Source organism: Pseudoalteromonas sp. G5_S1_54_S4 (assembly GCF_054968565.1).
Map to the genome: position 1 here is coordinate 25,022 of NZ_JBQKUL010000025.1, position 25,231 is coordinate 50,252.

The window sequence follows — 25,231 nt, forward strand, 5'->3', positions numbered from 1 at the left end:
TATTTACTCAGCTGGTTTTTTAGTGGTGCGCCGACGAGAACGCTTACGTGGTTTTGGTCCACCTTGATGACCTAGCTCTCGCACCATTTCTTTTTGGCCATTAATATCTTGACTCAAGTACTGTGTCCACCACTGTGCAAGCTCTGTATGCTCAGTTTCACCGGCATCAACACGCAGTAGTAAAAAGTCATAAGCGGCTTTAAAACGAGGCTGTTGTGTTAAGCGATAGGCACGTTGGCCTGCACGTTTGTCTAAACGTTGTTGAATATGCCAAATATCACGGGCGCCTAACGTAAAGCGTTTTGGTACTGCAATATGCTGAGCGTTCTCACTAAGTACTTTATTAATTGCTTGGGCAAAGGCATCGTATTCAGAGAGTTGTTCTTGACGTCGAATTTTTTCAGTACGTTCAACCAATGGAAACCACAGTAACGCTGCAAATACAAACGCAGGGGTGACTTTTTTCTCTGCATTAATGCGGATGTCAGTGTTTGCAAACATTTGCTTGATGAAGGTTTCTTCAAGCCCGCCTGGGTTTTTATCTAAAATGCGGTCAAGCTCTGGGAATAACGATTTAAATAACCCGTATTTGCGCAGCATTAAAAAGTTTTGTTGTGCTTTGCCGTTTAAAAACAGCTTGAGTATTTCTTCAAACAAACGTGCCGGTGGAATGTTATCAAGCAAGCTAGCTAGAGCGGTGATTGGCTTTTCGCTTGCAGGTGCTATTTGCATATCGAGTTTAGTAGCAAAGCGCACTGCACGAAGCATACGCACGGGGTCTTCACGATAGCGTGTTTCAGGATCGCCAATTAACTCAATTTGTTTTGCCTTTATGGCCGCTAAACCATTGGCGTAATCATAAATACAAAAATCATTGATTGAGTAATATAAGGCATTGATTGAAAAATCACGACGCTCGGCATCTTCTTCAATGCTGCCAAATACGTTGTCGCGAAGTAGTTGCCCATGTTCGCTTGATTGGCTAATTTGATTTTTGTCTTCTTGTGCTTCGTGATGGCCGCGCATGGTGGCCACTTCAATAATCTCACGACCAAAAACAATGTGCGCTAAACGAAAGCGGCGGCCAATTAAACGGCAGTTACGAAACAGTTTTTTAACTTGCTCAGGGGTTGCATTGGTTACAACATCAAAATCTTTGGGTTGTTGACCTAACAATACATCGCGAATGCAACCACCAACTAAGTAGGCATCATAGCCACCATCTTTTAGGCGATAGAGTACTTTGATTGCATTTGGGCTAAATTGTTTGCGAGAAATACCATGCTCACCTCGAGGGATCACCAACGGTTCACTGCTGATTGCGACATCTTCGGCACTGGCATTCGGGCCGATAATTTGTCGACAAAATTGAAAAAGCTTGGAAATAATAGTCTGTCTCCTAGAGAAGCGGTTGATTGACTCGCCATTGCAATCAAAATGACAACAAGTACCTTCTCATAGAGCTGTACTTACTGTTTTATGTAATTAGCATATATTTAGGCGGCTATCATATACCAGCAAGGTGGAAAAATTAAGTTGCAGTGCTGAAATTAAGCCATTTTTAACGATTTTATTTGAATTTGTTATACCCAATCCGCGAAAGAGCGTTAAATCTGTATTTCACGCGTAGTGGGAACGCGGCTTAAGTTAAAATGTGCCACGCCCCAAGCAAGTAATTGCTCTGTGGTTAAATCCATAAGTTGGTCGTGGGTTGGCAAACCTAAAAAGTTAAATACCGCTATCAAAGTCGGTTTGGGATTTTGTTTGCAAATAGCGGGGGCGTAATTTTGTTTAGAGAGTTTAAATCCAGGTTTTGCTACCGCTAAAGGTAAATGAGCAAATTCTGGAATAGGGTTATTAAGTTGCTTAAACAGACTTATTTGACGGGCGGTAGGTTCAAGTAGATCAGCGCCTCGTACAATTCGATTGATCCCTTGCTCAATGTCATCAATAACCACCACCAGTTGATAGGCAAATAAACCGTCGCTACGTTTTATAATGTAATCTTCATGGGCCAGAGCAGGGTCAACGTCAATACGCCCCTGAATAAGGTCGTTATAAGTCACAGTTGCATGGCATTGAGTTAAGCGAAGGGCATGACCCTGTTCACTGAGTTGGCTATGTTTACATTGCCCTTGATAAATTCCACCTAGCGCTTTTATTTGCTTACGAGAGCATTGGCAGGCATAAATAAGCTGTTGTTTTGACAGTGAGTTTACTGCATCTTGATAAATAGTAAGACGCTGTGTTTGATACACAACGTTTTCATCCCAATTAAGGCTGTAGGCGTCTAAGGTATTTAGGATATCGGTGGCTGCGCCTTTAACAACGCGAGTGGTGTCTATATCTTCAATGCGTACTAACCATTTCCCTTGGTTAACTTTTGCATCTAGGTAGCTACCTACAGCCGCCACAAGTGAGCCAAAATGTAACGGCCCCGAAGGAGACGGTGCAAATCGGCCGCGATAGTCAGATACTTGCGCGGTAACGGCTGTAGAAGACATGGCTATAACTTAATTAGCCGCGTCCAGCTTGTTTTTCTTTAATTTCGGCAAGTGTTTTACAGTCTACGCATAAATCAGCAGTAGGACGTGCTTCTAAACGACGAATGCCAATTTCAATGCCACAAGACTCACAAAAACCAAACTCGTCTTCTTTAATTAAGTTGATTGTTTTTTCAATTTTCTTAATTAATTTGCGTTCGCGGTCACGAGTACGAAGCTCTAATGAGAACTCTTCTTCTTGTGCTGCGCGGTCAACGGGATCAGGAAAGTTAGCTGCTTCGTCTTGCATGTGTGACTTAGTACGATCAACTTCGTTCCGTAAATCATTACGCCAAGTTTCTAAAATTGTTTTAAAATGAGCACGTTGTGCTTCATTCATGTACTCTTCACCCGGTTTTTCTTGGTATGGTTCTAAACCGGCTTGAGCCAATAAACCATGTCTTTTTTGGTCTGGCATAACTCTCTCCTAAATCCTTAATTTAATGCCTCAGCATTAGCCGGCGGTATAAATAACAGAAACTCATACCCTAGGCAAATTTATTTTTAAATAATCGAATTAGCTTCAACCCTGTTTACCCATATAAAAGTAGCAAAAGCAGTGTTTATACTTTTTTATTACAGTATCGGTTTATAAACTGGCGTTGTTATGTGGGCAAAAATAATAAAAACAACTTATCTTTTACTTTTCGGTTAAGTATTTTTTTAGGCGTAATACAATACCAGCGTTTAAAAGCACGCTGTTCAGAAAAGCCCAGCAAAGTGCATATTTAACAAATTGCACTCTTATTTTAGTAATATTAATTGCGCTTTAAGAGCTTATTAGTGAATTGAGCAAATTAATCAGATTTTATTCATACGCTTAATTTGGCGATTCAACAAAGTTTATTTTTTCAATTAAAGTAACTTCACTCGCTGAAATGTGTGCTTTATAAGCTAATACTTCTACGCCTTGCTCAATGGCCTCGCTAAGCAATTGTGCATAGGTTGGGTCAATATGCACCGCAGCACTGACTTGTGTGATGCCTTGGTGCAGCACTGCAAATAGTAATACCGCTCGATGCCCTTGTTTTACCATGTCGATTAATTCACGAATATGCTTTTGCCCACGAACAGTTTGGGCGTCAGGGAAGTAGCCTTGACCACTTTGTGGACGATCTTCGCTCAGCAGCGTGACTGATTTAACTTCAACATAGCAATTGGCTTTGCTGCTGTGGGTAAGTAAAAAGTCGATGCGGCTGTTTTCACTGCCATACTTCACTTCACTTTGTATGTGTTGATAGCCTGTAAGCTCATCAATAACCCTATTATTAAGTGCTTCTTCGACCACTTTATTGGCGATAGCGGTATTTACACAAATAAGCTGTGATACATTATTTTGCGTCAGCTCTAATGACTGCGGGTACTTTCGCTTGGTATTACTGCTGGTGGAATAAAAGGCAGTAAAACCGGCATCGGCACAGCCCGTCATCTTACCCGTATTAGCACAGTGAGCGGTAAAAGTAGTGCCATCACTGAGCTCTAAATCAGCTAAAAAGCGTTTGTAACGCTTTAATAAAGTGGCAGATTGTAATGGCGGGGTGTACTTCATTTATGACTTCCTTATGTAACCTGAGCGCTGGATAATAAGTTTATTTCAAGTAGTTGTTTTAGCGCTAACTGCGTTGAGTTCATTTTTTCTAGAGATAATAAACTTAAATATTTTTATAGCTCAATATGTTAGCAAATTTATTAACCCGAGTTTAGGGTAAGTGAAATTGAGGTTTACAGGCAGGTTGAGGTTATTCACCTCAAGCTGTTGGGAACTTAAGCGCTCTATAGTAAACTCAACCGCACATTTAAGTGCAAGGATATTCTAACATGAGTGAAAAATTTGTTGTTCAATTAAGCGAGCAGTTGGCACCAGGGCATTGGGGCGAAAGTGCGTCATTATCTTTTAACGAACACGGCGCAACGGTTCATTTATCTGAGCAAGAAACATTAAAAAATGTGCAAAAAGCGGGTCGTACAATTGCAAATCAAGGCATTAAAAATGTTGTTCTTGAGGGTGATGTATGGTGCACAGAGAGCCAATGGGCTTTTTACCAAGGCTTTGTATCACCAAAAGTACTAAACGGTGTTGAGTTTGTTGATAACGCACAATCTGATCTTAAAGAACTCGCTGATTTAAAAGCATCGGCAACGTGGGCGCGCGAAATGATCAATGGTACCGCCGATGACATTTACCCAGAAAGCTTAGCTGAAAAAGCCGCTGAATTTATTCAATCACTTGCACCAGAGCATGTTAGCTATCAAATCATAAAAGGTGATGCGCTATTAGAACAGCAGTGGATTGGTATTCATGCCGTTGGTCGTGGTAGTGAGCGTCCGCCAGTATTACTTGAGCTTGATTACAACCCAACTGGCGATGAGAACGCACCGGTAAGCGCAGCTCTTGTTGGTAAAGGTATTACGTTTGACTCAGGTGGTTACTCAATTAAACCAAGCGAAGGTATGTTGGGTATGAAGTGCGACATGGGTGGTGCAGCAACGGTAACCGCAGGTTTGGCACTGGCAATTAGCCGTGGCGTAGAAAAGCGTATTAAGTTGTTTTTATGTTGTGCAGAGAACTTAATTTCGGGTAATGCATACAAACTAGGTGACATTCTTACTTACAAAAATGGCACAACCGTTGAAATTGTAAATACCGATGCTGAAGGACGTTTAGTATTGGCTGATGGCTTAATGGCCGCAGGCGAGACAGGCGCTCCACTTATTATTGATGCGGCAACCCTTACTGGTGCCGCCCTTGTTGCTGTTGGTCAAGAGTACAATGCATTGTTTGCCCTTGATAAAGAGCTAGTGCGTGAAGTGGAAGACTTTGCGTCACAAGAAATGGAAGCCGCATGGCCATTACCACTTGAAAAATGGCATCAACAAAACTGCCCATCGCCGTATGCGGATACAGCAAATAGCCGCGCCCAAAAAGGCGGTGGTTTCGGTGGTGCATCTAACGCCGCTGGTTTCTTATCTCGCTTTGTGCCAAACGATGGCAAAGGCTGGGTACACATCGATTTAGCTGCTGCATTTAATATGGGTGGTAGCACAAGTCAATGGGCTTCAGGTGCAACTACACAAGGTATGCGCACCGTAGCACGTACCCTACTTGAAAAGGCATAATCTACTGAGATTACGCATTAGTTAAAAAATAGGTACCTTAGGGTGCCTATTTTTTTATCCGCCAAACAAGCAATTTTGTTTTATTTACGGTAAAATCCTTCGCCATTACGTGTTTGGGCATCTATTTTTATTTAAACCTCGCTCAAATATTATACATACCACTGGGATCCTTACTATGTCAGAAAAGTGCTATATCACGGCTCAACAATTACTTGAAGATTCATTCCGCGTAGCGGCACAAGTGTATAAAGATGGCTTTCGTCCAGATTTTATTATTGGTATATGGCGCGGTGGTGCTCCAATTGGGATTGCGGTTCAGGAATATTATGATTACAAAGGCATAGAAACGGATCACATTGCGGTTCGTACCTCGTCTTATTACGGTATTGGTAAGCAATCAAAAGAAATCAAAGTACATGGTTTACACTACATAGTTGAAAACGCAAATGCAGGTGACTCCTTATTGATTGTTGACGATGTTTTTGACTCAGGTCGTAGTATTGTAGCGTTAAAAGAGAAGCTCTCTGAGCTAATGCGTTTAAACTTACCACGTGATATTCGTATTGCTTGTCCATACTACAAGCCAAAAAATTCAAAAGTAGATACAGTGCCTGATTACTACATTCATGAATCTGAAGAATGGTTAGTATTCCCGCATGAATTATCAGGTTTAACGCCGGATGAAATTATTGAAGGTAAATCTGATTTAGCTAAAATCCACGATATTTTACTTGAAAAGTAAGTATTACTTTAAACAATAAAAAAGGCCTTAATGGCCTTTTTTATTATCTTTAAAGCTGTGCAAAGCTATCTACATAGTCACTTAATTTGGGTATATCGACAGCTTGTAGTCCTTGCGTGCTTCTTTGCACTAAGTTTTTCTCTACTAACTCACTCACTACACGCCTGTATGCACGCTCAGTGGTTGCAAAGCGCTCAGCTTCTGCATTTACCGTAGGGTAAGCACGTAACAAGGTGGGATTGTTATTCTCTGCACGTAATAAGCAGTCTTTGGCAATATTGTAGCTCAACGGCAGTAACAGCTTATCTAAATTAATTTTTTGATTTTCTTGAAACTTAGCCGCAATCGTTTGCGCCGTATATAAGCTTAGCTCGGGTTTATCGAGCAATAATGCGCGCCAATGTTTTAATTCAATCAAGTTATACGTGACATCACTAAAGCAGGTTACCGTGTAAATGCAGGGGTTATTATTAAGTGCTTCAATTTCGCCAATTAGGGTATTGTTACAGTCGAGTTGGCCAAGAAGCAGGCGCCTGCCATTACCTACATCGTAACTAAACGATACAGTTCCACTTCGCACTAACACCAACTTAGTTAACGGTTGGTCTTGCTGTATTAATATTTCTTTTTTTGATTGCTGAAAACTACTGCCGGCAAACGTCAGCAGTTGATCAACAAGGTAACTGGAAAAATGGTATTGAAACATCAATCATGCTCTTCGGACAATTGTCCTATTTATTACACCTTAATGACGATAGCATTAAGATTAAGAATTTATGCTAACTTGCCCACGCCGTTAAGATAATTAATAGCGTTAAATGACCTTCATTCTTCCGTGTAATGATTAAAAATTGTGGTATTAACCAGTATATTTTAAGGTTTTATTGGTAAGTTAGCTTTTTTATTTTAACTACTGCGTAGCGTAGCTTAATAATGTACTAAAATTTAACGCATAATACTAACCTAAAGCCTAGGAGAGAACAATTGAGTTGGGAATATTTAGGTTATTTAGCATCCGTCTTATTAGTCATATCATTAACCATGACTGATGTAACCAAACTACGTTGGTTTAATTTATTGGGCTGTATTGCGTTTACTTTTTACGGTGCGGCTATAGGCTCAGTGCCGGTGGCTTTTACCAACGGCTTGTTGGCTTTGGTTAATATTTATCACATTATTAAGCTATATCGTCAGTCAAAAGTTGATACAAAAAAGGGTTAACGCAAGTTAACCCTTTTTTGTTTTTAATTACTCAGCTTTTGCGACGTCTTTTTCGTAGCGTAACGTACCCGCAATCCAGGTTTGCAGCACCTGAGTTTTGTATAGCTGCTCAATGGGGACTTTAAAGTAGTCTTGATCAACCAGTATAAAGTCAGCCCATTTACCTTGCTCTAAACTCCCTAGCTTAAACTCTTGATGCGCTGCATACGCGCCGCCAAGGGTAAACGCACGTAATGCATCTTCTCTGCTTAACACTTCACTGGCGCGCCAACCGTTTTCAGGCAATTGATTATGATCCATACGTGTAATGGCAGAATATAAGCCATCAAACGGGTTCGCCAGCTCGACAGGGTAATCAGAACCCGCTGCAATAGTCGACCCCTGCTCTAAGAATGTTTGCCAAGCGTATGCGCCTTGGAGTTGTTTATCGGTTAAACGCTGCTCTGCCATATGCATGTCAGATGTAGCATGCACAGGTTGCATTGATGGAATTATTTTCAGGGTTTTAAAGCGCGGAATATCCTCTGGCGAGACTATTTGTGCATGCTCCATGCGATTACGCAGTAGTATACCACCGGTTTGCTTAAATACATTTTGATAGGCATCGAGCACAATTTTATTTGCTCTATCGCCAATGGCGTGGGTATTTGCACTAAACCCGCTTTTAAAAGTGAGTGTAAATAATTGTTCTAGCTTTTGTTGGGTTTCAAGCATTAGGCCAAAGTGGTTTGCTCTGTCTGCGTATTCTTCAATAAGCGCGGCACCGCGTGACCCTAATGCACCATCAGCGTAAATTTTTACACTGCGAATAGATAAAAAATCTTGAGCATCTTGATACCGACCCGCTTTAAGCATCATGTTTAAATCTGGGCTTGCTGCACTTAACATCGCTACAATTCTAAGCGGTAATGTACCTAACTCAGCGTGCTGTTTATAAACTTGCCACGTGGTTTTATCAATACCTGCATCGTGAGTTGAGGTAATGCCTAAGCTTAACAAATGTTTACCTGCGGCATCTAATGCATTGCTAACCGATTGCGCAGACGTTGCAGGCATATGCTGGGTAACCAAGGTTTCTGCTTTATCTATAAAAATACCGGTTGGTTTGCCAAACTCGTCTTTTATAATTTCTCCACCTGCTGGGGCTGGTGTGTCAGCATTAATATTGGCAAGTTCTAGTGCTTTTGAATTAACCCAAATAGCATGGCTATCTACTCGCGATAAAATAACAGGGCGGTCGCTGACGACTTTGTCTAAATCAGCAGCGGTAGGGAAACGCGTGTCGGACCATAGCTCTTGGTTCCAGCCCCGACCAATAATCCAACCTTCTTTGCCTTTGGCAAATTCGTTGAGCTTAGCGGTTATTTCATCTACCGATTTTGCGCCGCGCACATCCAGCTGTGACAAGTTTTCACCGAGGCCAATTACGTGTCCGTGGGCATCAATGAGCCCTGGTAATAAGGTTTTTCCATTGGCGTCAATTAGGGTTGCGCCCGGGAAGCTATTTTTTAAGCTGTCAGGACCTGTTTTTACAACTTTGCCATCTTTTATGACTAAGGTTGTAAATGTATTTACTTCGCCATGGCGCATTTTTCCTTTGTATAAAGGGGTGTAGCCATTGGCATTATATATTACTTTCGTTTGTGCAATTGCCACACTAGATAAGGCGCAGAGGCTTGCTAGTAATACCGGTTTAATTAATTTATTGAGTCGCATAAGAGGTATGTTGTTATTATTTGTACTATCACAGTAGCAAACTCAAATTTAGAATACCAATAGCATAATTTATTAATAGTCGAATAAGCCCAGTTTTTAGCTAGAGCAAGCAAATTCAGGGTAGGATAGGGTGCGTGTTAACAGGAAAGAATTTGTTTAATCTTCTCAAATAAAGCCTAATTAACTAGGCTTTATTTGAGGGAGCTATTTATTTACTGGCGTACAAACTATATTCGCTTAATGACAATTGTGCGTCTTTGTCACGGTCGTAGCTGCCAAAGCGTGACCATAAAGCAGGATCACTGGCAGTTTCCGAACGAGTTAAAAAACCATCTTGATTACGGTCAAGTTTTTCAAATTCTGAGGCAATATAGCTGCTTGTCGCAAAGCTCATGCAGCTAACAACAGTAAGCGTTAGCAAAATAATATGGCGGATAGGTTTCATCTAAATACTCAGTATAAATTGGTGGTTAGATAGTTTTTAAACTCAGTTAAAGAAATTCTGTTGTCTTGATTTTCATCCCAATTTGAAAATGAGTCTAATAGCTGAGGCTGAGCAGCAAGCTCGCTATGGGTTAAATACCCGTCGTTGTTGGTGTCTAGATGTTCAAAGCGTTGCTTTACATCAAGTGCAAATGCACTATGGCTAACAAATAGTAAAGCACCAATAAGGAGAAGCTGTATTTTCATGGTTGGCGTTCCAAGGCATATTTTAATTGCTGGCAGTAATGAAATAAAGCACTTGCCATAATTTAAATCCCAACATTAAATCCGTTTACACACTCCCTCAGGGATTATGGCAAGTGCTTTTAACTCTATACTAATAGATTAAACTTGAATCTAAACTTAAGGTTTAAAGTTTTGGAATTCTTTTTTAGAAATCATCTCGTTATTATCTTTGTCTAAATCGGCAAACTGCTTAAGTAATTGTTTATCTTGCCTTGCCTCAACAAGCGATATTTGGTCATCCATATTTTTATCTAAATGCATAAAACGTACATTTAATGGCGATGCCAGTGCGGTGGCACTAATAGCTAAAAATAGGAGCGAAAAAGCACCAATTAGTTGTTTCATGAATGTACTCCTTTATTTTATAAACAGCTTAAATTCGTTTAGAGATATGAGCCCGTTTTCATCGGTGTCTATCTGTGCAAAGTTCTCATGTAATAAAGCATCTTCACCTGCTTCAGCTTCACTCAATGTGCCATTACTGTCTTTGTCTAAACGATTAAATTCAGCATCTACATCAAGAGCGAATAAATGAGTACTGGTTAGGCACAAACCGATAAGTGCAGCGTTCTGTAAATTGTTTCTGAACATTCCTTGGCTCTTTTTAGATTAATATTAATGTTCTCGTAACAAAAATGATGCCAATATTTATTTTTATTAATAATCAGTGAGTTATGTTTTTTTGTGGTGATTGGTGCGTAATTTTTACAAGTAACTGTGTGTTTTATGCAACAATTTTGCAGTTATAAGCGTTTAAAATTTTTTAAATCAATTGCTTAACTTGTCGCTATTTAGAGACAGCAGGGTTTTTATCCTTGATGGTTCAGCGAGTGTATAAGTTGAGCGCTTAATAATAGAACGTTTAAAAATAGCAAAGGACTTTTGTATGCCCGCAGTCATGGCTGAAAAATATAAAGCATTGATAAATTGGCGCCCCAATTTAATTGGCCAGTTTGTAATCAGCATGCTGTTGTCGCTGTTGCCCTTATCTATAGTGGTTATTGTGTTTTTAAATGTATTAAATAAGCAATTAGCGGTCACTCAGCAAATTGTGAGTAATAATTACCAAGTAACTAAGTCGTTTAATGTGCTTAAGCAAGAGCTTAATAGTTTAGAAAGGGCAACAAGACAAAACTGGGTATTAAAGAGCGACTCACTCGATAAGCTAATCGTAGATAAATGGCAATCATCATTGCAAAACATCAATGAGCTAAAACAGCTTTCAAATAACCAAGCAAATACACACCAATGGCAACGGCTAACGGATACTTTGCAAACGGCGCATACTCAACTTGTGGTTGAAGCGCGTCAACAAGCTGAATTATTTGTGCCAATCAGCGAAATATTAGCGGAGCTAACATTGTGGTTACGTGAGGAAAATGAAGCCAAAATCACTCAAAACCAAATTAAGCTCACAAATTTACAAGCTTCCTTTATAAACTGGTTGATTGCACTTACGCCTTTAACGCTGCTTGTTGGCGGCGGTTTTTTGTGGCGCATAAGCGGGCGCTTAAAAAGCTTAACCTCAGTGATTGATAAGTTAGGCCAAGGAGATTGGCAGCAAAAAATATCGGTGCAAGGGTCGGCTGAACTCATAGAGTTAGGTAACAAGTTGCAGTGGGTGCAAGCGCAGCTGCATATGTTAGAACAACAAAAAGATACATTTTTACGCCACGTTACTCACGAATTAAAAACCCCTTTGGCTTCTATGGTTGAGGGCACTGAATTACTAGCCGATGAAATCGTTGGCCCCATCAATAACGAGCAAAAAGCGGTACTTGGGCTGATCAGTCAATCGATGGTGAGGCTACGTACTATGATAGACAGTTTATTGAGTTATAACGCCATTCGCACCAGTAAAGACAACGTCAGTGAAGTGGAATTTAACCAGCTAATAAAAAAGGTAAATAACCACTTTGAGCACCGCTTAAATGCGCGAGAACAATCGCTTATTTGGCACAATAGTTTACCTAATATTTCTCTTAGTTTGCCAAGGGAGTTAATTGAAATGATTTTAATTCAGTTAATTTCCAATGGCTTAAAGTTTTCTCAGCCAAACCAATTCGTTACTATTAGCTTGAGTCTAGAAAATAACGGCCTAAATATGCAGGTAGCAGATGAGGGCTGTGGCATTAAAGAGCATGAAAGAGAGCATGTTTTTGGGGCGTTTTATCAAGGTAAACATATCAAAGAGATTAGCTTACAAGGCAGTGGTTTAGGCCTTACTATAGTCAAAGAGTCAGTTGAACAGTTACATGGGCAACTAAAAATTGAGCATAATGAGCCGCAAGGCTGTCGATTTAACATTGTCATCCCCTATAAAAATAAAGGAGTTAAATAATATGTCTGCGCGTTTAATGGCTATTGTATGGCTAACCAGCAGTATTGTTTTTTTATCTGGGTGTGAAATAACAAACACTCAAACACAGGGGGAATCAGCATTAAATGTACCCTCTCAGCCAGGTAGCAAAACGAATCAGCCAAACCCCAAACCTCGGCCAAAATCAGAGCCAATATATCCCTCTGCAGCGCAAGTTATTGCTTGGCATGCCAATCAGTGCGGTGGTTTTAAATTAGCGCCCAGTAATGAAACCTACTTAGGGGAGCAAGCACTAAAAGCGTTTTTTAGTACAGCATGTTTAAAGCTTAGTAGTGACCCCAATACTGTGATGAGTCAATTACTTAAGCTGGATCAGGCGTACTATTGGCCCGATGATATAAAGCACTATTTATGGCTGCAAAAACAGCATGTATTAATGCAAATAGATGCAAAAAAACAACAGCAAGCATTGAACGCCAAAATGCAAAAAACCTTGTCGTCATTAGCCGCAATTGAACAGCAACTTTTATTACGTGAAGAAACCAAGGAGCAGTAACTATGTCAGTCACACTTCCATCAAGTGCTAAAGTTTTACTCGTTGATGATGATGCCAGCTTGCTGCAATTACTGGCGATTCGAATTCAATCAAAGGGTTATGAAGTAACGACCTGTGATAGTGGTATGAACGCATTACAACTACTTAAAAACCAAGTGTTTGATGCGGTGATCACCGATTTAAGAATGGATGAAATGGACGGCATGGCGCTGCACCGACAGCTGCAAAACCGCTACCCTGCGTTGCCTGTTATTATGATGACGGCTCATGGATCTATCCCTGATGCGGTAGAGGCCACCAAGCAAGGTATTTTTGCCTTTATCACAAAACCCGTTGATAAAGATGAGCTGTTTGACAGCCTAGCCAAAGTCATTGAGATACATGGGGTTAATAATGATGAAGTCGCCCCGCAAAGTAATATTGTCACCCGCAGTGGCGCTATGCTGCATTTGCTGGAGCAAGTGAAACTATTAGGGCCTACACAAGTTAACGTGCTTATTTCTGGTGCCAGCGGTACCGGTAAAGAGTTGCTTGCGCAGGCGATTCATCAGCATAGCCATGTTAGTGATGGTCCATTTGTGGCAATAAACTGTGGGGCCGTGCCTGGTGAGCTATTAGAATCAGAGTTATTTGGTCATAAAAAAGGGGCATTTACAGGAGCTGTAAAAGATCATCAAGGCCTATTTCAGCAAGCGCAAGGCGGTACCTTATTTTTAGATGAGATTGGTGATATGCCGCTTAATTTACAAGTTAAGTTGTTGCGTGTGCTGCAAGAAAAAACCATTCGCCCAGTGGGCTTTCAAGAAGAAATTCCTATTAATGTGCGAATTGTTTCTGCAACCCACAAAAACCTGCCTGAAGCGATTAGTAATCAACAGTTTAGAGAAGATTTATACTACCGGTTAAACGTCGTAAACTTAAAGTTGCCCCCGCTGTGTGAACGCCGTGAAGATATTAGCTTATTAGCCAACTTTTTTAGTGCCAACATCGCAAAGCGTATGGAGCAAAAAGAAAAGCGCTTTGCAAACGATGCCATGCATGCCCTAGTAAGGTATGATTGGCCAGGTAATATACGTCAATTACAAAATGTAGTGGAGCAGGTGGTTGCGTTGACTCCTAGTGAGGTTATATCTGAACATTTAGTGCTTAGTGCCCTAAACAGTAATGAAAGTAACGTTGAGCCATTATCACTTAATGAAGCTAAAAAAGAATTTGAACGAGACTATGTAATTAATACCCTGAAAATGGCAGGGGGCAATGTGGCAGAAGGCGCCAAACTTGCCAAGCGTAATCGTTCTGATTTTTATAAGTTGATTAAAAAGCATGAGATTGACGTAGATAGTTTAATTTAATTTGGTTTTTAAAAGGAAGTGAGCATGCAGTTATTCATGGTGTATTTAGGTGGACGCATTCAAGGTTGTCACATAGAAATGCACGACGTACGTTTTGTGGTAGGCCAAAATATTGAGCAAACCTATACCAAACTAAAAAGCCAATGGGTGGGTGATAAAAACAGTGTACACATGGATAGCTACATGGCGGTTAATCATATTGATGGTTATAAAATCGAGGTGGTTGATAGTTATGTAGAGCAAAATAAGCAACTTTATTTTGTTAACTTAGGTGCTTACAGAAGCGACTCAATGGCAGAGCAACACGACTTTGCTTTGTATGTCGCCAGCAGTAGTGAAGAAGCGAAACAACGCGCTAAAAATGACTTATTAGCAGGGCTGAGTCATCTTCATAAAGATGATTTATATGATGTTGATGACTGCTTTGCGATTGATTTACTCGATAGTCAGCTTAATATTAAGCTAACCCCAAGCGGCCAAGCGCAACCAATTAAACCGGACTGGTTTGGTTATTATGTATTATAGTTGCTAAGCATTTGTTTGGATATTGTGTGAAAAAGTATGCGTTTATACTTTTGCTAGTTGGCTTAAGTGGCTGTAAATCACTGTCGGGTTTACCGCCCGTTGTTGATTTAAATAAACTGGTAAAGCAAGTAAAAAACGACCCGACCAATGTGGTTGCAATTCACAAGCAAGCTCAAAAAACACACCGCTCTATTAAAGCGCAGGTTGGTAGCGTAAAACAGCTTTTAGCCGCATTAGAAAGCGTTGTTGGGCGCAAGTGGGGTAAGCAAAATACGCAAGAGCCTAGTGCAAAAAAATACGTCAAATACAGTAATGATTACCAAGCTCGTGCCATTATTGATTTTGAGCAAGGCACTGTAAAAGTAGAAACCATCGCGTTAAAAAATACAATAAGCTTGTTACAGCAGGCCATTGTTATGACCCTACTGACCTCCAGCGACCCCGATAAAACCGATATTTTTACCAGCGAAGCCCCCATATTAGAAGGCGAACCGTTTTTATATCAACAAGTACTCGACCAAGATAAGTTACCAATAAAATACTCTTGGCGGGCGAATCGGTTTGCGCGTTATTTAGTGAGTAATCGCTTACAAAAAAGGCGTCAGTATGGGCATCTTATTTCGTCGGTTAGCTTTGATTTAGTGGAGCAAAACACCCATTTAAGAAAGCAAAAGTACAGTGATTATGTGCTGGCGGCTGCAAAAAAATATCAAATATCGGCAGCACTTATTTATGCCATTATTGAAACCGAAAGTAGCTTTAATCCACATGCGGTGAGCTCATCAAACGCATATGGATTAATGCAAGTGATCCCCGCAACTGCAGGGCGGGATGTGTATCAAAAAATTAAAAAAGTACCCGGGCAGCCAACCAAAGCGGTGTTGTTTAATCCAAAACATAATATTGATATTGGCAGCGCGTATTTAAGTATCTTAAAAAATAATTACTTACATAAAATTACTACCGATAAAAGTAAGCACTTTGCCATGATCTCGTCTTATAACGGTGGGGCGGGTAATGTATTGCGCATATTTAATAAAAATAGAAGTGTGGCGTTTTCACAAATAAATCAGCTTACTTCAAGCCAGTTTTATAACATTCTCACCACTAAGCACTCACGTGCGGAATCAAGACGCTATTTATACAAAGTCACTAAAGCAGAAAAAAACTATCAGTAACTTATTTACTCATCACTTTCTTGTTCTTCACTTTTAGCTGCCATTTTAAAGGCCACTATCACTAAGCCAAACATAGCAAATGGAATCGCGGCTAATAGGTATTCGACCAAATGACTGTCTTGAAAATTAGCTTGCAGCAAAAAATGCCCCGCAACACACATAATAATAACGATCAAAAGGATGGGTAGTAACCTAAGTTCTTTTTTTGCTGAATGTTTTTTCATTAGTTAAGGTGAGTTTAGGTATAAAAAAATAATGCACTATTGTAATGAGCTTACTAAAGCTTGGCAAACAACGCTGATTTTTAAATTGCGATTAGGTATGATTAACATCAAAGAAAACCTTAAAAGTAGTGGTTGGGGATAAAGTGCAACAAAGCTTAAAGCAAGTTTACCTAGTTGGCGGAGCAGTACGAGATAAACTGCTAAACATACAATCAAAAGATAACGATTACGTTGTTATTGGTGAAACGCCAGAGGTTATGGAAGCGCTTGGGTTTTTACCCATTGGCAGCGACTTTCCCGTTTACTTGCACCCAAAAACCAAAGATGAATATGCACTAGGGCGCACTGAGCGTAAAAGTGGTAAAGGTTATACCGGCTTTGTGGTGGATGCGAGCCCAAACGTAACCCTTGAAGAAGACTTAGCACGCCGAGATTTAACCATTAACTCTATGGCACTTGACGAAAACGGCACTGTTATTGACCCTTTTAATGGTCAAGATGATTTAAAAAATAAAATACTGCGCCACACCACACACGCATTTGTAGAAGACCCTGTTCGGGTATTACGTATTGCCCGTTTTTTAGCCCGTTATGGTAGTGAATGGTCTATTCATCCAAGTACTACTGCATTAATGCAGGAGCTTAAAAATAAAGGCGAGCTGGAACATTTAGTGCCAGAGCGAGTTTGGCTTGAAACAGAAAAAGCGCTTGGTGAAAAGCATCCAGAGCTTTATTTTCAAGCATTAGATGGCTTAGGTATTTTTCCTGAAATTGAACAGATGAAAAACACTCCGCAGCCGGCAAATCATCATCCCGAGGGCGATGTTTTTGTCCATACTATGTTAGTCCTTAGACGAGCAGCCGATTTAAACTTTAACCTAGAAACCCGGTTTGCTGCTTTAACTCATGATTTTGGTAAAGCGCTCAGTTACAAAAAACAGGGGAATTTACGCGGCCATGAACGTGAAGGGGTTGCTGTGGTTGAGGCCTTTTGTGAGCGGCTAAAAGTGCCTAATCGCTTTCGCGATATCGGCGTGCTCACCAGCGATAACCATACCCTTTGTCACACGCTTGAACAATTAAGGCCGCAAACCATTCATAAATTAATCGTCACTAATTTAAATGCACTAGTGCACCCAGAGCGTTTTATTGCCTTTACTCAAGCGTGCCAGTGTGATGCACAAGGACGAGGCGAAACGCTAGTGGATAAGCCCTATCCACAAGCCGCTAAATTACGTGCTATTCACAACGAACTACAAAAAATGGATAAAAAACAAATTGTGCAACATGCACTTAAAAGCGGTAAAAAAGGCCCCGAAATAGGCGAAACGGTCAAGCAGGCAGAAATAGACTGTATTAAAGCGTTTTTACAGCTTAATGGCTAACTTGTAAGGTTTGTGTAGTTAAGCACTACGAGCTAAAGCCTCAGCTTGCATGGCTTGTTTATTACTTACCTTGTGCTTTTTAGTCGCGCCCTGTTGAGCATGGTTATTGGCTGCATTAGGACGATATAAATCGAGAATAAACTCTATTTCTTCGGGTTCTAATAACTCTTTCATTTTGACTCCTCCTAGGTGAGTAGACTAAGACTGAGCGAATGAATTAAAAGTGAATCGTTACACTTGAGTGTGAATTAAATTAACTGCAAAGCTTTAAAATAAAGCGGTTTATAATTAAACCGCTTTTTGTTTAATTATTTAAAGGCAGGTTCACGGTAAACACCACACCATTGTCTTGCTCATTATTGTGTGCTGTTACTGTACCGTTATGGTAATCACACACCAGCCTGACAATATAAAGTCCTAAACCTAAATGCGGTTGTTGCTGCATTTGCTGGCTGCGCACCGATACCATAGAATCAAAAATATGTTCAGTAAGCCCCTCAGGCAACAAAGTACCTGTATTACTTACCGTTAATGTTGCTTTGTTTTCGCTTTGCTTCAGACTGACTTCAATCGCGGTGTTAGCTTCACTAAATTCCAAGGCATTATTTATTAGCTTATCGAGCAGTTGCGCTATAAATTCAGGGGTACCTTGCATTGGCAGTGTGCATTGGCAAATGTTGAGTCTAAATAACTGGTTAGGATAAGTAAGTTGGTAGCCCTGCATACAGCCACTAATTACTTTTTGTAAATCAAACGGCTCTGGCTCATTACTTTGAATGCTTTGCTCAAGGCGGGTTGCCTCGCTCATGGTGGTAATTATTTTTCCTAAGCGCTCAACTCCTTCGCTAGCACGCTCAAGGTATTTTTGACTCAGTTCACTTTGCTGCAAGCTTTGTAAGTTCTCAAGTGATGAACGTACAACCGCAACCGGCGTGCGCAGCTCATGAGATAAGCGCGACGACATATTTTCTAAATAATCGGTATACCCTCCAAGGCGGCTCACTATATTTGAAAAGCTACGCGATAAATCGCCAATTTCGTCATTGGCATCGCTGTAATTTATATGGCCTGTTACCCGCCCTTGTGCATCAATGGCTTGCTCTGCTGTATCGCGTAGTCGCCTAATACGGCTCGATATACGTGAGGCAAAAAAGAACAAAGTGACTGTGCCAATTAACATGACCGCTAAAATCACATTAAACAGTTTTTCCAGCGATTTATTACGCAGTGTGCGCACGCCATTGGTGGTTTCTTCGGCTATAACTGCGCCAATAACCTTATCCTCAATCCAAATAGGATACGCGGCCGATAAAATCACTGCTTTATTGTCGGGGGTGAGTCGCCACGACGATGCGGGTTGGCCTTTGAGTGCTTTGGCTAAATGAGTACCTTGCATTGAAGCAACATCGTGTAAGGTATCTATAAATTCATCTTCAGGACGCGTTAAAATTTTATAATACAAAGGATGTAAATAGGCTTGTTCAAAGCGCTGCCACGCAGTTTTTGGCGCTTGATTTTTTAGCCCATCGGCCCATACGCCATCGGCATTTTGAATACTGCCCGATTGCGCTAATACACGGTGATGATTATCGACCACCCATATGCGACTGCCGCTGTGTCCCATGCCTTTTAATATACGGTTTATTTCAGGGGAGGGCACCAGTACTGAGCCTAAATCATTCGGGTTATTTAAGTTGGATGTAGACATGGTATTGGGTGTTTGGTTTGACTGTTTACTATCAACATCGGCAATGGCAAATCCCAGTTTATTGCCAAGCATACTCAAAGGAAAGCGCAGCTCAAGGTTGTAACCAGTGTCAGTTTGTTTAAAGAAACCCTGAATTTTAGTAAAAGGCATTTTACTGTTGGCATCAAATGCGTTGACCCAGCCATCTTGGCGCGGAGCAATAATATAAGTATTAAATTGTCCATCAGGGTTTTTTAGGCCAATTTTTATGTAATCGTTATTGGTAATGCTGAGGCTGTTTTTAGCACGGTAAATTACAGTGTCATCTGTGACTTTAAATACAGCATATAAGTAATTATCAAACTTACCTACCATGTGCTCAAATGATAAGTCGCTCAGTTGATGGTTATCATTGGCTGCTTGTAAGTAGCGTTTATCATAAAGCCAAAACAGCGATTGATAAGCGTCCCAGTCGTTGAGTTTGCCATCGAGCTGAATCGGGCTTTTTAAATTATAAGCATAGAGATCGCGGCCTTTTACAACTTGGTCTAAAAAGTTGGTTTGTTCGTCAAATAAAGCGGGACGTTCGTGCAGGGCCGTGGCCAGTGCACGTGTAGTGCCTACGAGCGTTTTTTCTTGGCCTTGGCGTAAAAACTTTTCCATTTCCCATACGTACTCGTAGCCTAACCATGGCAACAAAAACAAAAAGCATGAAAGTAGAATAAATTTACTGCGTAGGCCAAATCTCAGCATGTGGGTTGCTCCCACCTGTAGCCCATGCCATACACGGTATCAATGCAGTCAAACTGGCTATCGAGTGCTATAAACTTTTTACGAATGCGTTTTACATGCGAGGTAATGGTACTGTCGTCTACATAAATTTTAGCATCGCTCATTAACTCATTACGGCTTTTAACGTGGCCAGGTCGTTGGGCGAGTGAATGCAGCATCCAAAACTCAGTTACGGTTAAATCAACCAACTGTTGCTGCCAAAGCACCTGCATGCGTTGCGTGTCGAGTGTTAGTTGGCCGCGTGTTATCAGTGCGTTGGCATCGGCGGGTTGCTCTAATGCTTCCATACGGCGAAATAGCGCACCAATACGCGCGGCTAAATGCGCTAAGCTAATATCTTTGGTTAAGTAGTCATCGGCGCCCATGCGCAGGCCGCATACGGTGTCTATTTCGCTGTCGCGAGCGGTTAAAAAAATAATTGGTAAGGTTTTAGAAAGTGAACGCAGTGTTTGGCACAGTAAAAAGCCGCCATCTATTTCATGGCCTAAGCCAATATCAACAATGGCTAAATCGGGGAGTGCTTCTTTAAAAGCTACTTCTGCTTGAGGGCGGTTTTCATAACCACTTACCTGATAGCCTTGAGCGCTTAGCATTTCTATGTAGTTTTCGCGAATGGCGGTTTCATCTTCAACGATAGCTATTTTTTTCATTTTTTAATTACTCATATTGACTTAGGCGCACTATAGCGAAGTTTTTGCGCTAAGTAAGGTTAAAAACACAATTGCCATTTTTTTGCCACAATTGCTCAGCAGTTTGCCATTTTTACTCCCCTTTATTGCTACTTCATGGTGTTTTAATACAGCTATTGAAATTACCAATACAACGCAAGTGCCAACCAATAGCTTGCCAACCATTATTAATAGTAAGGAATAGACCATGAAGAAAACATTAATCGCACTCACACTTGTTAGCACTTTTTGTACGCCAGTATTTGCTGCGGATACCCCATCAAAAGAAGCAAAAAAAGAAACAATTGTTGGCCTGAGCACCGGTGCCATTATTGGTGGTGTTGTTGGTGGGCCAATCGGCGCGTTTGTAGGCGCATTTGCTGGTGGTTTGATTGGCGATGCCAAGGTGGCTGAGCAAACCATTGCTGAGCAGCAGCAAGCTTTAACTGTAATGGCAGAGAAAACCAACGACTACCAACACGTACTTAATCATAACAGTCACCTAGAGGCGCAACTTGAACTACTGGCGCAGCAGAATGAGCAACTAACGCAATCACAGCTTAATAATTTATTGGCAATGACAGTGCAATTTAAAACAGGCTCTAGCGATATTGCTCCACATTTTGCCAAGCAGCTTGATCAATTGGTAGCGTTATTAAAAAGCCAACCGCAACTCGCACTCGATTTAAGTGGCTTTGCCGATCAGCGTGGTGCAGAGCAAGCGAACTTATTACTTTCAAAAGCCAGAGTAAACGCCGTACAAAGTTACTTAATTAAACAGGGAGTAAGCCATACACGTTTAAGCGCACAAGCATTTGGCGAGCAACAAAGCATAGCAAATAGTAACACCCTTGAAGATAACTTTTTTGACAGGCGCGTTACCCTGACCACCCGTGCGCTTAATCAAACGACTAATCAAACAGCAAGCAATTAATCGCAAGGCGTTCGATGGAGTGATTTATGTTGAGTAAACCCACCAAAGTGCTTACCAAGGTAAGCCTTTTTATTTTTATTATCATTGTGCTTTTGGCCAGCTTTAAAAACCATGCGCAGTCGCCAAAACTATCCTTGTTTGATAGCCAAGGAGTGGCGGTAAACCCTGGGGTTATTTTAAAAAGCGATGCGAAAATGACCCTAACAGGACTAATTAATCATGTTGTAGTAACGCAGCACTACATAAATGAAAATCCTTTTGCAGTAAATGCACGTTATGTATTTCCTTTACCCGATGAAAGCGCCGTGCAAGCAATGACCATGCGCATTGGCGAGCGAGTTATTAAAGGTAAAATAGCAAAAAAACGCCAAGCTGAAAAACAGTACCAAGCTGCCAAAAAAGCAGGCAAACAAGCTTCATTGCTGCGACAGCAGCGTGCAAATATGTTTATTACAAATGTGGCAAATGTAGGGCCAGGAGAAGAAATAGTTATAACGCTTGAGTATCAAGAGATTATTGATTACCAACACGGAACCTTTGCGATCCATTTTCCAACCACAATTACGCCACGCTATCATGCAACAACAGGGAAACTGAACGAAGAGCAAGATAAACATGCGGTAAAAAGTGATCATACATCTTCGTTTACTCCACAAGGATGGTTAAGCCCTATTTATACAAAGCAAACCAATGAGGCGGCTAATGCCAGCGATTTAAGCTTAACAATTAACATGGATATAGGCTTAGAATTGGTTGATATAAACGCTAAGTACCATCAGGTAAATATTGGAAACTCTGCGTTTGGGCAATACAGCATTGTGCTAAAACCACAGCAAGCAATAAATAAAGACTTTGTACTGGAGTTTAAGCCACTACAAAAAGCGCAAGCTCAAGCCGCACTTTTTACTCAGCAAGCAAAAAATGGTGAGCAGTTTGCGTTAGCGATGTTGATGCCGCCAAGCGATCAGTTTATCCAGTCTGAGCGTTTGCCGCGTGAAATGGTGTTTGTGGTTGATACCTCGGGCTCTATGCATGGGCAGTCTATGGAGCAAGCTAAAAAAGCATTGTTTTACGCACTCTCGTTACTTGATAGTGATGATAGCTTTAATATTATTGGCTTTAATAATCAGGTTACTGCCATGAGTGATACCCCTTTGGTTGCTAGTGACTTTAATTTACGCCGTGCAAGGCGTTTTATTTATAACTTACAAGCCGACGGTGGTACTGAAATACAAGGTGCGCTTGATGCCGTACTTAATGGTGCGCAGTTTGAGGGTTTTGTACGCCAAGTGGTGTTTTTAACCGATGGTAGCGTGAGTAACGAAGATCAGTTATTTAAAAGTATTGCGCGCACTTTAGGTGACAGCCGCTTATTTACCGTCGGTATTGGTAGCGCACCTAATCGCTTTTTTATGCGCCGCGCTGCTGATATAGGTAAGGGGTCTTATACCTTTATTGGTAGCACCTTTGATGTGCAGCCAAAAATGCAGCAGTTGTTTGATAAACTCGCTCACCCGGCGATGACTAATTTAGCGTTAACAAATACAAATGGAGATAGCTTAGATTTTTGGCCCTCCCCATTACCGGATCTGTATTTTGCTGAGCCTATTATGGTGGCTATTAAATTAGATAATACCAATACAATTACTTTTACTGGGCAAACAACACATGGGGAGTTTAAGGTTAAGCTTAATTCGCAAGCAAGCTCAAAAGCCACAGGAATTGATAAGCTCTGGGCACGTCAAAAAATAAAGTCATTATTGCTATACAACCAACAAAGTGAAGTAAAACAGCAAGTGCAGCAACTTGCGCTTGAGCATCAGTTACTTAGCCCATTTACTGCGTTTATTGCCATAGAAGAGAGCACCATTAAAGAAGTTGCTAAACAAACTACACAAGTGGCTAATTCAATGCCGCAAGGAATGAGTATGCGCTTGCCGCAAACTGATGGGCAAAGCAAAATGCATATTGTGTTTGGAGCTTTAATGCTACTAGGTGGCCTGTTGTTAGTAAGGCGCTGTAAATGAAAAAGTGGTTGAGCATAGGTTTACTAGCCTTAGGACTGACCTTATTTGGTCATGGTGCATATATGCAGGCAAAGGCATGGCTTGCACAAGTGTTAATAGAGCAAGCATGGCAAACAGCCCTTAAATCACCCAATAAAAAAATTAAGCCGTGGTTTTATGCTGATAGTTACCCAGTGGCACAAATAATATGGCCAAAGCATAATAAACGACTAACCGTGCTTAATGGTGCAAGTGGTAGAAACTTAGCGTTTGCGCCGAGCCACTTTTTACCAGCTGGGGAGTTAGGTGGGGCTGATGTTGGTAACTCGCAAGGAGCACTTATTGCTGGCCACAACGATACCCACTTTGCGTTTTTAAAAAACGCTAAAGTGGGGGAGCAATTTTCTCTACAACTTAAAAATGGCCAAGTGCAGCATTATTCAGTAACACACGTTGAGGTAATTAATCAGTACAACACCGATTTTTTGCAGCAATCAGGGTTGTATTTATTAACCTGTTACCCTTTTGATTCACTGGCCTCGGGTACCGATTTAAGATGGTTAGTGTCGGCAGAAATATTCTCACCCGAAGTTGAGTTAGGAATATCGACCACTAGTTCTTGATGGCGTTGACTAATCATTACGCCTATAAACACCACAAATATGCTGATCCACTGGCCAAGAGTCAGTACTTCGTTGAGGATAATGGCTGACAAAATTAAAGTGAAAATAGGGATTAAATTAGAGTAAGCCGCGGCGGTTAATACCGACACTTTACTAATCGCATAGTTGTACATGCCGTACCCACCCAAAGTAACACAAGAGCCTAAGTACAATATGCTCATTAGTGCGGTTAAATCGTGTTGGTTTTCACTGGGTAGGTCAATAAATAGTAAAAACGGAGCAAAAAACAAACTACCACTCACGCCTTGCAGAGCAATCAATGTGAGTGGGGAGTAGCGGTTAGCTAAATGCTTTATACACACGGTATAAAATGCAGCGCACACCATGGCCATTAATTCTAAAAAATTCCCTAATAACGGGTTTGGTGCTTGGCTTGAACTGGGTGAAAGTAGGGTCAGTAAAATACTGCCGCCAATGCACAGTGTAAAACCCACCACAATAGCTTTACTAATGTATTCTTTGAGCATAAAAAAGGCTAATAACGCCACAATAATAGGTAAGCAAGACACAATAACCCCCGCCTGAGAGGCTGAGGTGTACTCCATTGCGTGGCCTTCAAATAAAAAGTACAAGCAAGGCTCTGCCAGCGACATACCTAATAAATACTTCCAATCGCCTTTTAAATATTCAAAACGAATTACGTAACGCCACAAACATAACGAAATCAGTAAAGTGGTGAGCATACGCAAAAATATCACCAAGGCCGGATCATAAATCGCAATCGCGTATTTAAGTGCAATAAAGGAGCTACCCCACAAAAAGGTGGCAATAATTAAACATAAACTGGCAGGCATAAGGTGTAATTTAATCGGTTGAATATAGTGCGATCCTAGCACGGCGACGGTGTGATTGA

The 25,231-nt window shown here is 40.9% G+C and carries 27 protein-coding genes; 12 read left to right on the forward strand and 15 right to left on the reverse strand.

From position 1 onward, the window contains the following. Positions 1-3: 3 nt before the first annotated feature. From pcnB to sfsA, 4 genes are all read right to left on the reverse strand, one after another. A complete protein-coding gene (gene pcnB / locus ACTRWE_RS10890; RefSeq protein WP_462880001.1) occupies positions 4-1,302 on the reverse strand; it encodes a polynucleotide adenylyltransferase PcnB in 1,299 nt (432 codons plus the stop codon). Between the two features lie 305 nt (positions 1,303-1,607). Continuing rightward, the gene (gene gluQRS, locus ACTRWE_RS10895) at positions 1,608-2,504 is read right to left on the reverse strand and encodes a tRNA glutamyl-Q(34) synthetase GluQRS (protein WP_096038716.1); all 897 of its coding nucleotides are present in this window, start codon (positions 2,502-2,504) and stop codon (positions 1,608-1,610) included. A gap of 13 nt (positions 2,505-2,517) precedes the next feature. Continuing rightward, complete coding sequence (dksA, locus tag ACTRWE_RS10900; RefSeq protein ID WP_013465738.1) at positions 2,518-2,961, reverse strand: RNA polymerase-binding protein DksA; 444 nt, start codon at positions 2,959-2,961, stop codon at positions 2,518-2,520. Positions 2,962-3,363: 402 nt separating this feature from the next. After that, positions 3,364-4,092, reverse strand: a complete 729-nt coding sequence (gene sfsA, locus ACTRWE_RS10905) for a DNA/RNA nuclease SfsA (protein WP_462879990.1) — start codon at positions 4,090-4,092, stop codon at positions 3,364-3,366. Between the two features lie 269 nt (positions 4,093-4,361). On the opposite strand from sfsA, the gene pepB reads away from it, so the two are divergent. Together pepB and ACTRWE_RS10915 are read left to right on the forward strand one after the other, a co-directional pair. Then, positions 4,362-5,660, forward strand: coding sequence for an aminopeptidase PepB (gene pepB, locus ACTRWE_RS10910; protein ID WP_028835718.1), 1,299 nt, complete (start codon positions 4,362-4,364; stop codon positions 5,658-5,660). A 175-nt stretch (positions 5,661-5,835) separates the two neighbouring features. Then, a complete protein-coding gene (locus ACTRWE_RS10915) occupies positions 5,836-6,402 on the forward strand; it encodes a phosphoribosyltransferase (protein WP_008111161.1) in 567 nt (188 codons plus the stop codon). A gap of 49 nt (positions 6,403-6,451) precedes the next feature. On the opposite strand, the gene ACTRWE_RS10920 is transcribed toward ACTRWE_RS10915, so the two are convergent. After that, on the reverse strand, positions 6,452-7,108 hold the full coding sequence (locus ACTRWE_RS10920; protein WP_013465733.1) for a Crp/Fnr family transcriptional regulator: 657 nt from the start codon (positions 7,106-7,108) through the stop codon (positions 6,452-6,454). A gap of 278 nt (positions 7,109-7,386) precedes the next feature. On the opposite strand from ACTRWE_RS10920, the gene ACTRWE_RS10925 reads away from it, so the two are divergent. Next, positions 7,387-7,623 (forward strand): YgjV family protein, encoded by a 237-nt coding sequence (locus ACTRWE_RS10925; RefSeq protein WP_024602364.1) that lies wholly within the window; start codon positions 7,387-7,389, stop codon positions 7,621-7,623. Positions 7,624-7,650: 27 nt separating this feature from the next. Here the strand turns inward: ACTRWE_RS10925 and ACTRWE_RS10930 are convergent, their stop codons facing one another. From ACTRWE_RS10930 to ACTRWE_RS10950, 5 genes are all read right to left on the reverse strand, one after another. Then, positions 7,651-9,339, reverse strand: coding sequence for an amidohydrolase (locus ACTRWE_RS10930; RefSeq protein ID WP_462879992.1), 1,689 nt, complete (start codon positions 9,337-9,339; stop codon positions 7,651-7,653). Positions 9,340-9,547: 208 nt separating this feature from the next. Further along, on the reverse strand, positions 9,548-9,784 hold the full coding sequence (locus ACTRWE_RS10935) for an EF-hand domain-containing protein (RefSeq protein WP_033102860.1): 237 nt from the start codon (positions 9,782-9,784) through the stop codon (positions 9,548-9,550). Positions 9,785-9,792: 8 nt separating this feature from the next. Further along, positions 9,793-10,029, reverse strand: coding sequence for an EF-hand domain-containing protein (locus tag ACTRWE_RS10940; RefSeq protein WP_138686699.1), 237 nt, complete (start codon positions 10,027-10,029; stop codon positions 9,793-9,795). 156 nt (positions 10,030-10,185) lie between these two features. After that, complete coding sequence (locus ACTRWE_RS10945; protein WP_138686700.1) at positions 10,186-10,413, reverse strand: hypothetical protein; 228 nt, start codon at positions 10,411-10,413, stop codon at positions 10,186-10,188. A gap of 12 nt (positions 10,414-10,425) precedes the next feature. Further along, complete coding sequence (locus ACTRWE_RS10950) at positions 10,426-10,659, reverse strand: EF-hand domain-containing protein (RefSeq protein WP_036981479.1); 234 nt, start codon at positions 10,657-10,659, stop codon at positions 10,426-10,428. A gap of 295 nt (positions 10,660-10,954) precedes the next feature. Here ACTRWE_RS10950 and ACTRWE_RS10955 point away from each other — a divergent pair, with 295 nt between their 5' ends. From ACTRWE_RS10955 to ACTRWE_RS10975, 5 genes are read left to right on the forward strand one after another with little or no spacing between them, the layout of a single operon-like run. After that, positions 10,955-12,409 carry a HAMP domain-containing sensor histidine kinase gene (locus ACTRWE_RS10955; protein WP_138686701.1) on the forward strand — a complete coding sequence of 485 codons (1,455 nt, stop codon included), beginning with the start codon at positions 10,955-10,957 and terminating at the stop codon, positions 12,407-12,409. A 1-nt stretch (position 12,410) separates the two neighbouring features. Next, positions 12,411-12,944, forward strand: a complete 534-nt coding sequence (locus ACTRWE_RS10960) for a hypothetical protein (RefSeq protein WP_138686702.1) — start codon at positions 12,411-12,413, stop codon at positions 12,942-12,944. Positions 12,945-12,946: 2 nt separating this feature from the next. Next, positions 12,947-14,296 (forward strand): sigma 54-interacting transcriptional regulator, encoded by a 1,350-nt coding sequence (locus tag ACTRWE_RS10965; protein ID WP_138686703.1) that lies wholly within the window; start codon positions 12,947-12,949, stop codon positions 14,294-14,296. Positions 14,297-14,320: 24 nt separating this feature from the next. Then, a complete protein-coding gene (locus ACTRWE_RS10970) occupies positions 14,321-14,821 on the forward strand; it encodes a DUF1543 domain-containing protein (RefSeq protein WP_036956577.1) in 501 nt (166 codons plus the stop codon). 26 nt (positions 14,822-14,847) lie between these two features. After that, on the forward strand, positions 14,848-15,999 hold the full coding sequence (locus ACTRWE_RS10975; protein WP_138686704.1) for a murein transglycosylase domain-containing protein: 1,152 nt from the start codon (positions 14,848-14,850) through the stop codon (positions 15,997-15,999). 5 nt (positions 16,000-16,004) lie between these two features. Here the strand turns inward: ACTRWE_RS10975 and ACTRWE_RS10980 are convergent, their stop codons facing one another. Then, positions 16,005-16,223, reverse strand: a complete 219-nt coding sequence (locus ACTRWE_RS10980) for a hypothetical protein (RefSeq protein ID WP_462879993.1) — start codon at positions 16,221-16,223, stop codon at positions 16,005-16,007. Positions 16,224-16,366: 143 nt separating this feature from the next. On the opposite strand from ACTRWE_RS10980, the gene ACTRWE_RS10985 reads away from it, so the two are divergent. Continuing rightward, positions 16,367-17,608: a multifunctional CCA addition/repair protein gene (locus ACTRWE_RS10985; protein ID WP_138764820.1), complete on the forward strand. Its 1,242-nt coding sequence runs from the start codon at positions 16,367-16,369 to the stop codon at positions 17,606-17,608. A gap of 18 nt (positions 17,609-17,626) precedes the next feature. On the opposite strand, the gene ACTRWE_RS10990 is transcribed toward ACTRWE_RS10985, so the two are convergent. From ACTRWE_RS10990 to pdsR, 3 genes are all read right to left on the reverse strand, one after another. After that, positions 17,627-17,782: a hypothetical protein gene (locus ACTRWE_RS10990; RefSeq protein WP_010387666.1), complete on the reverse strand. Its 156-nt coding sequence runs from the start codon at positions 17,780-17,782 to the stop codon at positions 17,627-17,629. Positions 17,783-17,912: 130 nt separating this feature from the next. Next, on the reverse strand, positions 17,913-20,048 hold the full coding sequence (pdsS, locus tag ACTRWE_RS10995) for a proteobacterial dedicated sortase system histidine kinase (RefSeq protein ID WP_462879994.1): 2,136 nt from the start codon (positions 20,046-20,048) through the stop codon (positions 17,913-17,915). Then, positions 20,042-20,737, reverse strand: coding sequence for a proteobacterial dedicated sortase system response regulator (gene pdsR / locus ACTRWE_RS11000; protein ID WP_109874194.1), 696 nt, complete (start codon positions 20,735-20,737; stop codon positions 20,042-20,044). The genes pdsS and pdsR overlap by 7 nt, the downstream gene beginning before the upstream one ends. A gap of 226 nt (positions 20,738-20,963) precedes the next feature. Between pdsR and pdsO the strand changes: the two genes are divergently transcribed. The 3 genes from pdsO to ACTRWE_RS11015 are packed head-to-tail and all read left to right on the forward strand — an operon-like array spanning position 20,964 to position 24,318. Next, positions 20,964-21,689 (forward strand): sortase-associated OmpA-like protein PdsO, encoded by a 726-nt coding sequence (gene pdsO, locus ACTRWE_RS11005; RefSeq protein WP_462879995.1) that lies wholly within the window; start codon positions 20,964-20,966, stop codon positions 21,687-21,689. A gap of 26 nt (positions 21,690-21,715) precedes the next feature. After that, complete coding sequence (locus ACTRWE_RS11010; protein WP_462879996.1) at positions 21,716-23,716, forward strand: marine proteobacterial sortase target protein; 2,001 nt, start codon at positions 21,716-21,718, stop codon at positions 23,714-23,716. Then, positions 23,713-24,318: a class GN sortase gene (locus ACTRWE_RS11015; RefSeq protein ID WP_350605946.1), complete on the forward strand. Its 606-nt coding sequence runs from the start codon at positions 23,713-23,715 to the stop codon at positions 24,316-24,318. Before ACTRWE_RS11010 ends, ACTRWE_RS11015 begins: the two co-directional genes overlap by 4 nt. Here ACTRWE_RS11015 and ACTRWE_RS11020 read toward each other — a convergent pair. Continuing rightward, entirely contained in the window at positions 24,213-25,172 is a 960-nt protein-coding gene (locus ACTRWE_RS11020; protein ID WP_350605943.1) for a DMT family transporter, read from the reverse strand. The two genes, ACTRWE_RS11015 and ACTRWE_RS11020, sit on opposite strands and share 106 nt — an antisense overlap. Positions 25,173-25,231: the final 59 nt, after the last annotated feature.

Excerpts from the sequence above, each read along its gene's own strand:
- pdsO (WP_462879995.1), top strand. The coding sequence starts at position 20,964 with ATGAAGAAAACATTAATCGCACTCACACTTGTTAGCACTTTTTGTACG.
- pdsS (WP_462879994.1), bottom strand. The coding sequence starts at position 20,048 with ATGCTGAGATTTGGCCTACGCAGTAAATTTATTCTACTTTCATGCTTT.
- ACTRWE_RS10915 (WP_008111161.1), top strand. The coding sequence starts at position 5,836 with ATGTCAGAAAAGTGCTATATCACGGCTCAACAATTACTTGAAGATTCA.
- ACTRWE_RS11020 (WP_350605943.1), bottom strand. The coding sequence starts at position 25,172 with ATGCCTGCCAGTTTATGTTTAATTATTGCCACCTTTTTGTGGGGTAGC.
- ACTRWE_RS11015 (WP_350605946.1), top strand. The coding sequence starts at position 23,713 with ATGAAAAAGTGGTTGAGCATAGGTTTACTAGCCTTAGGACTGACCTTA.
- ACTRWE_RS10990 (WP_010387666.1), bottom strand. The coding sequence starts at position 17,782 with ATGAAAGAGTTATTAGAACCCGAAGAAATAGAGTTTATTCTCGATTTA.
- ACTRWE_RS10935 (WP_033102860.1), bottom strand. The coding sequence starts at position 9,784 with ATGAAACCTATCCGCCATATTATTTTGCTAACGCTTACTGTTGTTAGC.
- ACTRWE_RS10955 (WP_138686701.1), top strand. The coding sequence starts at position 10,955 with ATGCCCGCAGTCATGGCTGAAAAATATAAAGCATTGATAAATTGGCGC.
- ACTRWE_RS11010 (WP_462879996.1), top strand. The coding sequence starts at position 21,716 with ATGTTGAGTAAACCCACCAAAGTGCTTACCAAGGTAAGCCTTTTTATT.
- pdsR (WP_109874194.1), bottom strand. The coding sequence starts at position 20,737 with ATGAAAAAAATAGCTATCGTTGAAGATGAAACCGCCATTCGCGAAAAC.
- sfsA (WP_462879990.1), bottom strand. The coding sequence starts at position 4,092 with ATGAAGTACACCCCGCCATTACAATCTGCCACTTTATTAAAGCGTTAC.
- ACTRWE_RS10950 (WP_036981479.1), bottom strand. The coding sequence starts at position 10,659 with ATGTTCAGAAACAATTTACAGAACGCTGCACTTATCGGTTTGTGCCTA.
- ACTRWE_RS10965 (WP_138686703.1), top strand. The coding sequence starts at position 12,947 with ATGTCAGTCACACTTCCATCAAGTGCTAAAGTTTTACTCGTTGATGAT.
- ACTRWE_RS10920 (WP_013465733.1), bottom strand. The coding sequence starts at position 7,108 with ATGTTTCAATACCATTTTTCCAGTTACCTTGTTGATCAACTGCTGACG.
- ACTRWE_RS10940 (WP_138686699.1), bottom strand. The coding sequence starts at position 10,029 with ATGAAAATACAGCTTCTCCTTATTGGTGCTTTACTATTTGTTAGCCAT.
- gluQRS (WP_096038716.1), bottom strand. The coding sequence starts at position 2,504 with ATGTCTTCTACAGCCGTTACCGCGCAAGTATCTGACTATCGCGGCCGA.
- ACTRWE_RS10960 (WP_138686702.1), top strand. The coding sequence starts at position 12,411 with ATGTCTGCGCGTTTAATGGCTATTGTATGGCTAACCAGCAGTATTGTT.
- ACTRWE_RS10945 (WP_138686700.1), bottom strand. The coding sequence starts at position 10,413 with ATGAAACAACTAATTGGTGCTTTTTCGCTCCTATTTTTAGCTATTAGT.
- dksA (WP_013465738.1), bottom strand. The coding sequence starts at position 2,961 with ATGCCAGACCAAAAAAGACATGGTTTATTGGCTCAAGCCGGTTTAGAA.
- ACTRWE_RS10970 (WP_036956577.1), top strand. The coding sequence starts at position 14,321 with ATGCAGTTATTCATGGTGTATTTAGGTGGACGCATTCAAGGTTGTCAC.
- ACTRWE_RS10980 (WP_462879993.1), bottom strand. The coding sequence starts at position 16,223 with ATGAAAAAACATTCAGCAAAAAAAGAACTTAGGTTACTACCCATCCTT.
- ACTRWE_RS10930 (WP_462879992.1), bottom strand. The coding sequence starts at position 9,339 with ATGCGACTCAATAAATTAATTAAACCGGTATTACTAGCAAGCCTCTGC.
- pepB (WP_028835718.1), top strand. The coding sequence starts at position 4,362 with ATGAGTGAAAAATTTGTTGTTCAATTAAGCGAGCAGTTGGCACCAGGG.